The organism is Sphaerisporangium sp. NPDC049003 (assembly GCF_043197795.1).
Lineage (GTDB): Bacteria > Actinomycetota > Actinomycetes > Streptosporangiales > Streptosporangiaceae > Sphaerisporangium.
Window position 1 is genome coordinate 128213 of record NZ_JBICTU010000025.1, and the last position, 13413, is coordinate 141625.

Genomic DNA, 13413 nt, shown 5'->3' on the forward strand with positions numbered 1-13413 from the left:
CGGGCGTCAGGCGACGCTGTCGCGCACCCAGCATTCGGCCACGTGGTCGTTGACCAGGCCGATCGCCTGCATCAGGGCGTAGGCCGTGGTCGGGCCGACGAAGCGGAAGCCGTGGCGCTTCAGCTCCTTGGCCAGGGCCTTGGACGCCGCCGACGTCGCGGGCACGTCGGCGAGCGTCTTCGGCATGGGCGCGGCCGGGTCGGCGTACCGCCAGACCAGCTCGGAGACGCCTCCGGGAAGCTCGGCGGCGGCGCGGGCGTTGGCGATCGCCGCCTCGATCTTGGCCCGGTTGCGGACGATGCCGGCGTCGGCCAGCAGCCGCTCGACATCGGGCTCGCCGAACGCGGCGACGGCGGGGATGGAGAAGCCGGCGAAGGCCGCGCGGAAGTTCTCGCGCTTGCGCAGGATCGTCAGCCAGGACAGGCCCGACTGGAACGCCTCCAGGGTCAGCCGCTCGAACACCAGGTCGTCGCCGCGTACGGGCCGCCCCCACTCTTCGTCGTGGTAGCGGATGTAGTCGGGCGCGGTGGTCACCCAGCCGCAACGCACAAGCTCAGGGGTCACAGCCCCCGAGGTTACAAGCTCGCGGGCGAAGGCTCACAGGCCGAGGGGTCAGCGGGCCTCTTCCGCCTCGGTGCGGCCGCCCGTCGCGACGCCGCCCCCGTTGGACGCCGAGTGCTTCCCGGGCGGGCTCTTGGGCTCCCCGAAAGCGGTCCCGCTCGCGGGCTCCTCGGACGCGCTCTCGGCCTTGCCGGAGGAGCTCGCTTCCTTGGCATCCGAGGGGAGTTCCCGGGAGGGCTCCTTGGACCCTTCCGAGGGGAGTTCTCCGGAGGGCTCCTTGGACCCATCCGGGGCGAGCTCCGGTGAGGGGTCCGATTCCTTCGCGGAGTCGGCGTCCTCGGGCTTTTCCTTCGCGGAGTCGGTGTCCTCGGGCTCGCCCGGCGTCCCGGGCGGGTCGGTGTCCTCGCCGGGAACCTGGACCAGGCCGGGGGCCGGGGTGATGGCGTCGAAGAGGTTCTGGTGCGCGCCCGCCGCCGTTCCCTCCCCTCCTGCGACGCCGGGCGGGTGCTCCGCCGTCGCGAAAGGACCCGCGGCGAGCTCCTGCTCCGTCGCGGGCTCCGACGGATCGGGCGCCCAGGACGGCCGCGCGTACGACTCCTGGCGAGCCTGGAGGCGACCCGCGAGCAGCTCGGCGACGCGCTGCTCCAGCACGGCGATGTGGGTGTCACGCTCGCCGATGGCCGTCGCGGCCCGCTGCAACGTCTCGTCGACGCTCGGGGTGTGGTACCCGACGAGGCTCACCGGCAGCTGCAGCGCCATGAAGTCGACGGCGGTCAGCTGCCCGGGCTCGGGAAGGTCGAGGGGCGGCACATCGGGGGCGAACTCCGTCAGCTCGCCACCGCGCCCCTGCGAGACCATCACCACGCAAAACAGCACGGCGAGCGCGGCGACGGCGAGTAGGACCAGCACATACGAATCGTGCCACATCGGTGCCTTTGAGCGCGCCCACTTGCCCCGGTGCCTTGATCCGCCCGCGCATTGGAACGTACGCGGAAGCATGTGGCACCATCGGCGCATGACGCCCGTACTCGTTACCGGCCCCGACGGGCCCCTGGACGCCTCCTGGGTGGAGGCGGGCTCGGCCTCCGAGGTCGAGCGGCACGCCCGCGCGGGCCGTACGGTCGTGGTGACCCTTTCGGGGGACGAGAACACGCAGCTCGCGACGGCGGCGGTGTTCGCCTGGCTCGGGGCCCGCGTGTTCCGCACCGACCACCAGGAGCAGGTGCGGCTGGCGATCGACATGACCGAGTCGCTGGCCGGGCGGCGGCCCCCGGAGCTAGCTCGGCGCGGCCTCGCCTAGCTCCTCGGCGTGGGGGGTCAGGGGACGGCCCGGCCTCTCCAGGTGGTGCAGCGCCTCCTCGACCGTGGTGGTCCAGGAGATCGCGTCGAAGACGTTGGGGCGGGTGAACCCCTCGTCGTACATGCCGTCGACGAGCCGGCGGAGCGGGGAGTACAGGCCCCACGGGTCCAGGATCACCAGCGGCTTGTCATGCAGGCCGAGCGTGCGCGAGGTCCAGATCTCGAAGAGCTCCTCCAGCGTGCCGATGCCGCCGGGCAGGACCAGGAACGCGTCCGACCTGGCGTCCATGACGCCCTTGCGCTCGCGCATGTCGGTCGTGATGATCAGCTCGTCGGAGTCGGTGTCCGCGATCTCCAGGTCGACCAGCGCCTGAGGCATCACGCCGACCGTGCGGCCTCCGGCCTCCCGCGCGGCACGGGCCACCGCGCCCATGCAGGACACCACGGCGCCGCCGCTGACGAGGGTGTGCCCGCGCCGGCCCAGCTCCGTGCCGACCTCGGTGGCGAGGTCGATGTACTTGCCGTCGATCTTCTGGCTGGAGGCACAGAACACACAGATCGCCATATCCACGCCGGTAACCCTACACAGACCTTCTCGTCCGGAAAGGGGCGGCGACTGATCATTCGTCCCCCCGCTTCAGCCGCCGCGCAGTTCGCGGAGGAGGGCGGCGCCGCGGTTCTCCAGGTGCCGCAGGCCGAGGCGCCGGTGCGTGTCCCGGTCCGCCTCCGCGTGGTGGAGCGCGCCGGCGGTGTCGCCCGTCGCGCGCTTCAGCCTGGCGACGACGTCGTGCAGGGCGCCCCACGAGACGCAGCCCGTGCCGAGCGTCACCAGCTCGCCGGCGATGGGCTCCAGCTCGGCCAGCAGGCAGTAGGGGTCGGGACGGCTGATCCTGGTGGCGACGAGGCCCCACTGCCAGGTCACGAACTGCCATGACCAGTCCCGCTCCGCCTTGACGCCCCAGCGGTCGATCAGCCGGTGCGCCAGCGCCTCCTCCCCGGCCTCGACCGCGGCGAGCACGGCGGTCGGCCGCAGCAGCCGGTTGGAGTCGTCGGCGCCGGCGTCGACCAGTCCCCGTACGTGCGCGCCCTGCCGTCCCCGGCACCAGTCGGAGAAGAACGCGTAGATCAGCTTGAGGGGGTCGGCCCCCCACAGGCTGGTGCGGCGGTAGCTGCCGGTGCCCATCGCGGCCAGCCGGTCGGCCTCCGGCCAGTCGCCGCCGAGCATGGCCCGGCCCACCGCGGCGAAGGTCACCTGCGCCTCGATCTCGGGCATCCGGACCTCGGCGGTCATCCGCAGGCAGCGCGCCAGCTCGGCGTCGTAGTCGGCGAGCATGCCGGCCCGCAGGAGCGCGGGCATCCGGTGCAGGCGGGCGATGATCTCGGTGACGCGGGGCAGGCCCGGGAGCGTGAGGATCTCCTCTGCCGCCCGGTGGTGCTCCTCGTCGTGCTCGGGCGTCCACGCGGTGATGACGAAGTTGTTGAGCGTGCGTGCCAGCAGCCTCGGGTCGCCGATCCCGCGCGCCAGCTCGACGGCCTCCGCCGCGTGCCGCCGCCCCTCGTCGCGGCGTTCTCCGTAGTACAGCTCCACCCCGAGCGTGCCGAGCAGTTCGGCGCGCCGGAACGCCAGCTCGGGGGCCAGCCTGGCGAGCTGGTCCTCCAGCACGCCCACCATGCCCTGGTCCACGACTCCGTAGGAACGCCAGTTCCACAGCGTGACCCCGCCGAACACCGTCGCGGCCTCGATCACGGCGGCGTCGTCGCCCAGGCGGCCGGCCAGCGTCACGGTCTCGTCCAGTGCGACGCGGGCCCCGAGCACGTTCCCGGTCACCCGGCGCGCGCGGCCGAGCTCGATCAGGAGCGTGCAGCGGGTCGAGGCGGAGTCCGGCGCGGACGGGTCGAGCGAGGCGAGCGCCTGCTCCCAGAACATGACCGCCTCGTCGTAGGCGAGCCGGTCGGCGGCCTGCCTGGCCGCCTGGGCCGCGTACGACGTCGCCTTCTCCGAGTAGCCGACCCGCGCGGCCATCCCGAAGTGGTGGGCCAGCACCGGCAGCCGCGAGGCAAGGTCCCCCCGGGCCAGGGTCTCGATCGCCTCGCCGACCCTGCCGTGGAGCTGCGCCCGCTGCAGCCGGCTCAGCCTGGCGTACAGCGCCTCCCTGACCAGGGCGTGCGAGAAGCGGTAGTCCCACCCGCCGTCGACCTCGATGAGGAGCCCGGTGGCGACCGCGGGCTCAAGCAGCATCATCAGCCGTGCGCCGCCGATGCCCGTGGCGGTCTCCAGCACGGCCGAGTCGACGTCCCTGCCGATCACCGCGGCGGCCCGCAGCAGGGTCTGGGAGTCCTCGGGCAGGCGCGACACGCGCTGGGTGATGACGTCGCTGACGCCGTCGGGCACCGCCAGCGCGACCACGTCCTCCACGGCCACCTGGTCGAGAGAGTGGACGCTGGCCAGCAGGCGCAGCAGCTCGCCGAGGAAGAACGGGTTCCCGCCGGTGCGGTCGCGCAGGGCGTCCGCGAGTTCCGGGCTGGCGGCCGCCTGGTCGACGTCGTCCAGGTAGTCGGCGATCTGCTCGGAGGTGAGCGCGGTGACGCCCATCCTCTCGGTACCGCGCTGCCGGGTCAGCTCACCGAGGGCGTCGGCCAGCGGCTCCGGGGCCCTGCCGGACTCCGGGCGCATGGTCGCGAGCACGAGCAGCGGCATCCGGTGCAGATCCCCGCCGAGGAAAGTCAGCAGTTTCAGGGACGCGGCGTCCGCCCAGTGGACGTCGTCCATGAGGATCAGCGCGGGCGATGTGGCCGTCAGCTGCCCGAGCGTCTTGCCCACGGCGTCGTAGAGCAGGAACCGCGCCGTGTCCGGGTCGCCCGTGTCGGCCGCACGGTCGACGCCCGAAAGCGAGGCGACGACCTTCGACGGCTCACCGGAGCCCGTGCCGTCCAGCTCCTGGAGCGCCTGGAGCCACGGCCAGAACGCGGGGACGCCGCTGCCCTCGGCGCACCGGCTCCAGGCCACGGTGATGCCCCGCTCGGCGGCGAGCCCCGCGGCCGCCTCGGCCAGCCGGGTCTTTCCGATGCCCGACTCGCCGCTGACCAGGAGCACCCCGCCGGTCCCGCGCCCGAGGTCGTCCAGCCGCTCCCTGATGCGGCGCAGATAGGGTTCGCGGCCGACGAGCCTCGGCGGGCGCCGGCCGCCCGCACCCGGCTCCGGTTCCCCGGCCGCGGGCGCCGGGGGCGTGGGGCCCTCCTCCTGCCCTGCCCCCCGGGTCCGGCCGGCAGGGGAAACGCGGACGGCGGACGCGACGGCCGGGGCCGCCGCGGACGGCCAGGTGCCGGCGAGCGTCTCGTCCTGTTCGAGGATCGCCCGTTCGAGGCGGCGCAGCTCCGGGCTCGGGACCAGCCCGAGCTCCTCGCCGAGCATGACGCGGCAGCGCTGGTAGCTGGACAGCGCCTCGGCTTGCCGGTGCCCGACGTACAGGGCGCGCATGAGCAGCGCCCACAGTCCCTCCCGGTAGGGGTCGTGCTGCAGCAGGCGCTCGGCCTCGACGGCCGCCTCGGCGTGCCGTCCCATGGCCAGCCACGCCTCCGCCCGGACCGTCAGCGCCGACAGCCGGACCTCGGCGAGCCGGGCCGCGGTCGCCCGTGCGAAGGCGTCGTCAGGGAAGTCGGCGAGCGGCTCACCCCGCCAGGAGCTCAGCGCCGGGTCGAGGACGCGATCGACGTCCTCCGGCCTGCCCTCCGCGAGGGCGGCGTGCGCCGCCTCGGCGGCCCGGGTGAAGCGGTTGGCGTCGAGCTGGTCGGAGGCGATGTCGAGCAGGTAGCCCGGCTCCCGGGTGCGCAGGACGCGGGCGGGGGAACGGGGGCTGCGCCAGGGTTCGAGGACCCTGCGCAGTTGTGAGATGTACGCCTGGAGCGTGCCGGTGGCGCTGGACGGAAGCTCGTTCGTCCACAGCCGGTCGATGAGCTGGTCGAGGGGGACGACGTGCGGCGCGCTCAGCGTGAGCAGCGCCAGCACGGCACGCTGCTTGCGGGAACCGAGGTCGAGGACCGTTCCAGCTCCGTCCACGACCTCCAGCGGTCCGAGAATCCGGAAGTCCAGATCGTGTGCGGCGCTCGCGTCGTCCGGCACGCCGGTTCTGCTCACTCTGACGGCTCCGTCCATCTCGATCGCCGGGCTCCGGATGACGCCTAGGGCCGTCTCCATCACAGCTCGCGGATGAGCCAGGTGACCGCCAGGGGCCCGATGCCTGGCTCATCGTACTGACAAGGCGTACGTTCGTCGCCGGTGAAACCTGACGAGCGCAGCAGCGCTGGCAGGTCACCGGCTCCCGGCTCCGCGCGGTAGCACACCTGCCGGACCCCGGCCGCGCGCAGTTCGGTCAGCAGTTCCCCGAGCAGCCGGCGCTCCAGCCCGAGCCCCCGGTACGGCCCGATGACGGTCAGTGCCCTCAGACGCGCCCGGTGGGCGGCCGGATCGGTCTCTACCAGGGCCGCGGCGAGCGGCGGCGCGGCGGCGGGACCGGCCAGATCCGACAGCACGTACACGCGGCAGCGGACGGCCGAAGCCTCGCGCAGGGCTGCGGTGAGGACGGGGGCGAGGATCTGCCCACCGGCCGTGCCCGTGTGCGCCGGCACCTCGCGCAGAAGCAGGGTACTGGGCGGCCGGAACTCGGATGGCGACGACATGCCCGCAGGATCTCGCCCGCGGCTAGGAGGCGTCTTGGGCGTCGCTAGTATCCCGGCCCGCCGTCCACCGGCCGGGTCAGGGACGGCACAAGTCGTCCGCCAGAGAATTCCAAACGCCATGCGAGACAACTGGAGCGTCAACCTCTCGTCATCAGGAGATGATCAATGAGTACCGCCCGCCCGTCAGCGGACCACCTCGGCATCGACCTCTCGGGGCTGCGCAGCCAGATCTCCGGACCCGTACTGTCCCCGGGCGAGAACGGCTTCGAGCAGGAGGTTTCCGGATTCAACCTCGCCGTCCGGCACCACCCCGCCCTCGTCGTCGCCGCCACCTGTGAGGACGACGTCGCGGCGGCGGTCCGGTTCGCGGCCGTCCGCGGGCTGCCCGTCGCCGTCCAAGCCACTGGCCACGGCGCCGTGCAGGCGGCCGACGGGGCGCTGCTGATCACCACGTCGAGGATGCGCGAGCTCGACGTCAACCCCTTGGCCCGTACGGCCCGGATCGGCGCCGGCTGCACCTGGACCGAGGTGGTCGCGGCGGCGTCGGCGTACGACCTCGCCCCGCTCTGCGGCTCGGCGACCTCCGTCGGTGTGGTCGGCTTCACCCTCGGCGGCGGCGTCGGCCCGATCGCCAGGACCTTCGGTTTCGCCGCCGACCACGTGCGGGAGATCACCGTGGTGACGGCGGACGGCATCGTGCGCACGGTCGACGCGGGGCGCGAGCCCGACCTGTTCTGGGCGCTGCGCGGAGGCAAGGGAAGCTTCGGCGTGGTGACCTCGATCACCGTCGACCTGTTCCCTGTGACCACCCTGTACGCCGGCGGGCTCTACTACGCCGCTGACGACGCGGCCCGGGTCCTGCACGCCTACCGGACCTGGACCGGCACGCTGCCGGAGTCCTCCACCACCTCTGTGGCGCTGCTCCGGCTGCCGCCGCTGCCCGAGCTGCCGCCGCAGCTGCGAGGACGGTTCGTCGTCCACCTGCGCTTCGCCCACCTCGGAGACGCCCAGGAGGCTGAGGGCTTGCTGGCCCCCATGCGCGCCGTGGCCGAGCCCGTGCTCGACACCATCGGGCACCTCCCCTACACCGCGATCGACTCCATCCACAACGACCCGGTCGCCCCGATGCCGGTCTACGAGCGCGGCGGCTCGCTCCGCGAGCTGACCGAGGACACGGTGGAGGCGCTGCTGGCCGTCGCCGGTCCCTCGGCGGAGATCCCGCTGGCCGTCGTGGAACTGCGGCAGCTCGGCGGCGCGCTGGCCCGCGCGCCCAAGGAGCCGAACGCCGTCGGCGGGCGCGACGCCGCCTTCTCCCTGCTGGTCATCGGCGCACCGGTCCCCGAGCTGATGGAGATGGTCGTGCCGGCGAGCGTCCAGGCGGTGATCGGCGCCCTCGCCCCCTGGTCGGCGAGCAGCACGCTGATCAACTTCCAGGGCGGCGACCTCTCTCCGGAGCGGATCTCCCGGGCCTGGCCGGAGCCGGTGCTGCGCAAACTGGTGGAGCTGAAGGGGTTGTACGACCCGGCGGGCCTCTTCCGCTTCGGCCACGTGGTGCCGCGCGGCTGAGCCCGGTCTCGCCGGGGCGGTACGGAGACCTTTCCGTGCCGGACCTTTCCGCGACCGTGCCGCGCATGCGGGCGGCGACCGGCACCCCACCTGCCGGTCGCCGCCCGCGCAGTTGGATCACAAGTCGCTCCAAGACGGCTACAAGTCCCCTGTTTCACGCTTTGGCAAATTAGGCGGGGCCTTACAAACTCTCGTCACCTACGTGATCTTGGTGGGAAAGAGGACGAAGTGACCGTTGATGCGACACGCGTCGAATTGCGGACGGCGTGGCAGGGGGAGACCGCAACGGCGACCGACGACTTCGGCTTGCCAGGTCGCGTCCACGAGGCGATAGCGCACCAGAGTCGTCGTACTCCGGACCGCGTCGCCGTCGTGGCGGGTACCAGCCGACTCACCTACGCCGATCTGGACCGCAGAGCCGACGACGTCGCAGGCGCCCTTGCCGCAAAGGGCGTCGGACGCGGCCACCTGGTCGGAGTCTGCCTGGATCGCGATGAGTGGCTGGTGCCCGCGCTGGTGGGGGTGTGGAAGGCGGGAGCGGCCTATGTGCCGCTGGACCCCGCCTACCCGGCCGAGCGGCTGCGGTTCATGGCCGAGGACTCCGCCTTCTCCACAGTGATCACCTCGGCCGCGCTGCGCCGGACGGCCATCCTGACCGGGGCCGAGACCATCCTCGTCGACGACGTCGCGCCGGGCGACGGGGCGCCCTATGTGCCCGGAGATCCGAGCGACGCGGCGTATGTCATCTACACCTCCGGATCCACCGGAACGCCCAAGGGCGTGGTGGTGGAACACCGCAACACCCTGAACCTGCTGCGCTGCCGGCCGGGCCCGTGGTGGCCATCCTCTCCGGCGGCAACGCGGCGGTCTCTCCCGATGCCGGCGACATCAAGGAGCTCACGCTCAGCCAGGGCTCGTCCATGTACTGACCCACCCGCCCGCCGCCAGGCGGGCGGCCCATACTGCCTGTCACCTACCCACCTATCACGATGTCTGGAGACTCATGGACACCTGCCCCCACCGTTTAGACCCCGCCGGCAAGGACATCCACGCCGAAGCCCGGCTCCTCCGCGCCCAGGGCCCCGCGACGCGGGTGGAACTTCCTGGTGCAGTGGTGGCGTGGGCGGTGACCGATCCCGCCCTGATCAAGAGACTGCTCAGCGACCCCCGGGTGTCCAAGGACGCCCACCAGCACTGGCCGGCCTTCATCAAGGGTGAGATCCCGGAGAACTGGCCACTGCGCCCCTGGGTGGAGGTCCGCAGCGCGCTCACCGCCTACGGCGACGAGCACACCCGCCTACGCCGCCTGCTGTCCGCCGCCTTCACTCCCCGCCGGACCGCCGCGCTGAAGCCGACGATCGAGAAGATCACCGACGATCTCCTCGCGCGACTCGCCGCCTCCCCCGCCGACAGCGCCGTCGACCTGCGCGATCAGTTCGCCTATCTGCTGCCCCTTCTGGTCATCAGTGAACTGTTCGGCGTCCCCGAAGAGGCACACGACGGGTTCCGCCGCACCGTCGGCGGCCTGTTCGCCACCAACCTCACCGAGGAACAGGCCGCGGCCAACGCCCGCGAGATCTACATGATGCTCGCCGAGCTCATCGCCGCCAAGCGTCAGGCTCCCGGCGACGACCTCACCAGCGCCCTGATCGCGGCCCGCGACGACCAGGACGGCTCGAACCTGTCCGAACAGGAAGTCCTCGACACGCTTCTCCTGTTCATCGGCGCCGGGCACGAGACGACGGTCAATCTCCTGGACCACGCGATCGTGAACCTGCTCAGCCACCCCGACCAGCTCGCCCTGGTCCGCACCGGCCAGGCCACCTGGGACGACGTGATCGACGAGACCCTCCGCAAGGAGGCACCGGTCGCCAACCTGATCATGCGCTTCGCCGTTGAAGACATCAACGACACAGCCAGTGGGGTGGTGTTCCACGCCGGTGACGCCATAGTGATCGGATACGCCGCCGCCGGCCAGGACCCTGACCTGCACGGCCAGGACGCGGACCGGTTCGACATCCAGCGTCCCACCCGGCACCGCCATCTGTCGTTCGGGCACGGCACCCACTTCTGCCTCGGAGCGCCCCTGGCCCGCCTGGAAGCGGAGATCGCCCTGCCCGCGCTGTTCGACCGCTTCCCCGGCCTCGCTCTCGCCAGTCCAGTGGACCAACTCCGTCCCCTGGAGTCCTTCATGTCCAACGGACACCGCGAGCTACCCGTCCTTCTCGGCCAGGCGGCCGCCAGCTGACCCTCTAGACCCGCTCAGATACCCGGCAGCGGCCTCTCCAGCCGCTGCCGGGGGCCGGGCCGACCGTGGAGTCAGGTTGCCTCGGCCCCTGCGGTGGCGGCCCGGACACGGGATTCGACGGCCGCCTGCTGATGGCCGGCCACGATGTGGCGGACGGCCTCGTCCGGATCGTCCGTGACGTGGAACAGCTTCGGATCATCCTCGGAGATCATGCCTCTGACCAGCAGGGTGTCTTTGATCCAGTCGATGAGCGGCTTCCAGAACTCTGTTCCCACGAGGACGATCGGGAACGTGGTGATCTTCCCCGTCTGGACGAGCGTGATGGCCTCGAAGAGCTCGTCGAGAGTCCCGAAGCCGCCAGGCATGACCACGAAGGCCTGCGAATACTTCACGAACATGGTCTTGCGGACGAAGAAGTAGCGGAACTCTATGCCGAGGTCCACATAGTCGTTCAGCTTCTGCTCGAAGGGCAGCTCGATGCCGAGCCCCACCGAGACGCCGCCGGCCTGGCGCGCCCCCTTGTTCGCCGCCTCCATGCATCCGGGCCCGCCGCCGGTGATGACGGCGTACCCGGCCTCGGCCAGAGCCTTGCCGACCTGCTCGCCCAGCGCGTAGTCGGGGCTGTCGGCGGGAGTGCGCGCGGACCCGAAGACGGTGACGGCGGGCGGCAGCTCGGCGAGCTGCCCGAACCCCTCCACGAACTCGGCCTGGATGCGCAGCACCCTCCAGGGGTCCATGTGCAGCCACTCGGTGGATCCGCGCTGGTCGAGGAGTCTCTCGTCATAGGTGGTGTCGGGGAGGAACTTCCCCCGGACCAGAGACGGTCCCTGACGGCGTTCCTCGCGAGGTGCTTTGTTCATGCGAATCACGCTAACCGCCCGCGCGAGCGCGTAAGCCGCACCGGATGGGAAGGTCTCACCCAGGCCCCAAAGAATCTTGAAAAATCTGCTCGGAGCAGGGGAACCGTTTCTTCGCGAGGTCGCGTCTAAGAGCCGAGGGTGCTGCTCGGGACTGAAAGTGGCTTTCCCCGCCAAATGGCCGGCGAGGAAAGCCACTTTCTTTTGCGCGGACGCCTTACGGCCCGCTCCGCGAAGCGGCGCGGCCCCGATTCCGTACGGTCAGTGCCCCACGGTCACGGAGCGCCGAGCCAGGCCAGCATCCTGCGCTCGCATTCGGCGATCGCGGAGAGCGACACGTACTCGCCCCGCTGGTGCGCCATGTTCGGGTCGCCGGGACCGTAGTTCACCGCGGGGACGCCGAGCTCGGAGAAGAGCGAGACGTCGGTCCAGCCCAGCTTCGCCCGGGGAGTCCCGCCGATGGCCTGCGCGAACGCGGCGGCCACGGGATGGGTCAGCCCGGGGCGCGCGCCGGACGCTCCGTCGGTGAACCGCACCTCGTACCCGTCGAAGACCTCGCGCACGTGTGCCTGGGCCTGGTCGAGCGAGCGGTCGGGGGCGAAGCGGTAGTTGACCGTCACCACGCACTCGTCGGGGATGACGTTGCCCGCGACCCCTCCGGCGATGCCGACGGCGTTCAGCCCCTCGTGGTAGCCGAGGCCGTCCACGACCGGCTCCCGCGCCTCGTAGGTGTTCAGGCGGTCCAGGATGGGCGCCACGGCATGGATGGCGTTGACGCCGTACCAGGAGCGGGCGCTGTGGGCCCGCCTGCCCTCGGTGACGACCTGCGCCCGCAGGGTGCCCTGGCAGCCGCCCTCGATCTCGCCGCCGGTGGGCTCCATCAGCACGGCGAAGTCGCCCGCCAGGAGCTCGCGACGGGTGCGGGCGAGCCGCGCCAGCCCGTTGCGCGCGGCCTCGATCTCCTCGCAGTCGTAGAAGACGTACGTGACGTCCCTGCTGGGGCTCGGCACCCCGGCGGCCAGCTTCAGCGCGACGGCGACGCCGCTCTTCATGTCGGAGGTGCCGCAGCCGTACAGCAGGTCGCCCTCGACGCGCGAGGGGAGGTTCCCGGCGAGGGGCACGGTGTCGAGGTGGCCCGCGACGACCACCCGCTCGGAGCGCCCGAGATCCGTGCGCGCCACGACGGCCTCACCGTCGCGCACGACGGTGAGGTGCGGCAGCGGGGCCAGGGCCGCCTCGACCGCGTCGGCCAGAGCCTTCTCGCCGCCGCTGACCGACTCGATGTCGACCAGCGCGGCCGTGAGCGCCCGTACGTCACCGGAGAGGTCGAGCGGCGCCGTCTCAGGCATTGAGGCCATGCTGGCGCAGTACGTCGTTCAGCTCGGCCTTGTCGTGTCGCCGGCCGGCCGCGAGCCGCTTGAGCACAAGGACGCACGGGAGCCCGAAAGTGCCGCCGGGGAACTCCTTGGGGCGCGTGCCGCCGACCGCGACGCACCAGTCGGGGACGTGGCCCCGGCTGATCTCCTCGCCGGTCTGGACGTCGATGACGGGCATGGACGAGGTCAGGATCGTGCCGGCGCCCACCACGGCGCCCTTGCCGACCCGCGCGCCCTCGACGATCATCGAGCGGCTGCCGATCAGCGCCTCGTCCTCGACGACGACCGGGACGGCGTTCGGGGGCTCAAGGACGCCGCCGATGCCGACACCGCCCGACAGGTGGACGTTCCTGCCGATCTGGGCACAGGAGCCGACCGTGGCCCAGGTGTCCACCATCGTGCCGCTGTCGACATACGCCCCGATGTTGGTGAAGGACGGCATCAGCACGACGCCCGAGGCGAGGTAGGCCCCCCAGCGGGCGATGGCGCCCGGCACCACGCGCACGCCTTCAAGGGAGGTCTTCAGCGGGATGCGGTCGTTGTGGTGGAAGTCGCCGACCTGGCTCCTGACCATGCCGAGGACCCGGAAGCTGAGCAGGATGGCGCGCTTGGCCCGCTCGTCCACGATCACGTCACCGGAGGAGTGGTCGACGAAGGCGACCCTGGCCTTTCCGGTGTCCAGCATGTCGACGGCGGCGACGATCACGCCACGTGCTTCGGCGTCATCGGGGGACAGCTCGGCGCGCCGCTCCCACAGCTCGTCCACGGTGGCCGACAAGGGGCTTTCGAAGGTCTCGCTCATGCAAGGGGAGCTTAGTGCCGCACGGGG

General features: G+C 71.8%; 12 protein-coding genes and 1 pseudogene. 4 read left to right on the forward strand and 9 right to left on the reverse strand.

The window, feature by feature from the left end; translation table 11 throughout:
* Positions 1 to 6: 6 nt before the first annotated feature.
* Both ACGFIV_RS26575 and ACGFIV_RS26580 read right to left on the reverse strand, forming a co-directional pair.
* Complete coding sequence (locus ACGFIV_RS26575) at positions 7 to 564, reverse strand: DNA-3-methyladenine glycosylase I (protein WP_358550381.1); 558 nt, start codon at positions 562 to 564, stop codon at positions 7 to 9.
* A gap of 48 nt (positions 565 to 612) precedes the next feature.
* The gene (locus ACGFIV_RS26580; RefSeq protein WP_358550383.1) at positions 613 to 1470 is read right to left on the reverse strand and encodes a hypothetical protein; all 858 of its coding nucleotides are present in this window, start codon (positions 1468 to 1470) and stop codon (positions 613 to 615) included.
* A 106-nt stretch (positions 1471 to 1576) separates the two neighbouring features.
* Between ACGFIV_RS26580 and ACGFIV_RS26585 the strand changes: the two genes are divergently transcribed.
* Positions 1577 to 1861, forward strand: coding sequence for a hypothetical protein (locus ACGFIV_RS26585; protein WP_358550385.1), 285 nt, complete (start codon positions 1577 to 1579; stop codon positions 1859 to 1861).
* On the opposite strand, the gene ACGFIV_RS26590 is transcribed toward ACGFIV_RS26585, so the two are convergent.
* The 3 genes from ACGFIV_RS26590 to ACGFIV_RS26600 all read right to left on the reverse strand — a co-directional run bounded on the left by ACGFIV_RS26590 (position 1838) and on the right by ACGFIV_RS26600 (position 6537).
* On the reverse strand, positions 1838 to 2425 hold the full coding sequence (locus ACGFIV_RS26590; RefSeq protein WP_358550421.1) for a TIGR00730 family Rossman fold protein: 588 nt from the start codon (positions 2423 to 2425) through the stop codon (positions 1838 to 1840). The two genes, ACGFIV_RS26585 and ACGFIV_RS26590, sit on opposite strands and share 24 nt — an antisense overlap.
* A gap of 72 nt (positions 2426 to 2497) precedes the next feature.
* Positions 2498 to 5995 (reverse strand): BTAD domain-containing putative transcriptional regulator, encoded by a 3498-nt coding sequence (locus tag ACGFIV_RS26595; RefSeq protein ID WP_358550387.1) that lies wholly within the window; start codon positions 5993 to 5995, stop codon positions 2498 to 2500.
* Between the two features lie 59 nt (positions 5996 to 6054).
* Positions 6055 to 6537, reverse strand: a complete 483-nt coding sequence (locus ACGFIV_RS26600) for a hypothetical protein (RefSeq protein ID WP_358550389.1) — start codon at positions 6535 to 6537, stop codon at positions 6055 to 6057.
* A 165-nt stretch (positions 6538 to 6702) separates the two neighbouring features.
* Here ACGFIV_RS26600 and ACGFIV_RS26605 point away from each other — a divergent pair, with 165 nt between their 5' ends.
* Entirely contained in the window at positions 6703 to 8103 is a 1401-nt protein-coding gene (locus tag ACGFIV_RS26605; RefSeq protein WP_392838054.1) for an FAD-binding oxidoreductase, read from the forward strand.
* Between the two features lie 198 nt (positions 8104 to 8301).
* Here the strand turns inward: ACGFIV_RS26605 and ACGFIV_RS26610 are convergent, their stop codons facing one another.
* On the reverse strand, positions 8302 to 8571 hold the full coding sequence (locus ACGFIV_RS26610) for a hypothetical protein (protein WP_358550424.1): 270 nt from the start codon (positions 8569 to 8571) through the stop codon (positions 8302 to 8304).
* Here ACGFIV_RS26610 and ACGFIV_RS26615 point away from each other — a divergent pair.
* Positions 8476 to 8859: pseudogene (locus tag ACGFIV_RS26615) on the forward strand (AMP-binding protein); the annotation flags it as partial. The gene ACGFIV_RS26610 and the pseudogene ACGFIV_RS26615 overlap by 96 nt on opposite strands.
* A 247-nt stretch (positions 8860 to 9106) precedes the next feature.
* Complete coding sequence (locus ACGFIV_RS26620; protein WP_358550392.1) at positions 9107 to 10351, forward strand: cytochrome P450; 1245 nt, start codon at positions 9107 to 9109, stop codon at positions 10349 to 10351.
* Between the two features lie 71 nt (positions 10352 to 10422).
* On the opposite strand, the gene ACGFIV_RS26625 is transcribed toward ACGFIV_RS26620, so the two are convergent.
* The 3 genes from ACGFIV_RS26625 to ACGFIV_RS26635 all read right to left on the reverse strand — a co-directional run bounded on the left by ACGFIV_RS26625 (position 10423) and on the right by ACGFIV_RS26635 (position 13386).
* Positions 10423 to 11211 carry a TIGR00730 family Rossman fold protein gene (locus ACGFIV_RS26625; protein WP_358550393.1) on the reverse strand — a complete coding sequence of 263 codons (789 nt, stop codon included), beginning with the start codon at positions 11209 to 11211 and terminating at the stop codon, positions 10423 to 10425.
* Between the two features lie 272 nt (positions 11212 to 11483).
* Positions 11484 to 12557, reverse strand: a complete 1074-nt coding sequence (dapE, locus tag ACGFIV_RS26630) for a succinyl-diaminopimelate desuccinylase (protein ID WP_358550395.1) — start codon at positions 12555 to 12557, stop codon at positions 11484 to 11486.
* A complete protein-coding gene (locus ACGFIV_RS26635) occupies positions 12550 to 13386 on the reverse strand; it encodes a 2,3,4,5-tetrahydropyridine-2,6-dicarboxylate N-succinyltransferase (protein WP_358550397.1) in 837 nt (278 codons plus the stop codon). The genes dapE and ACGFIV_RS26635 overlap by 8 nt, the downstream gene beginning before the upstream one ends.
* Positions 13387 to 13413 lie beyond the last annotated feature (27 nt).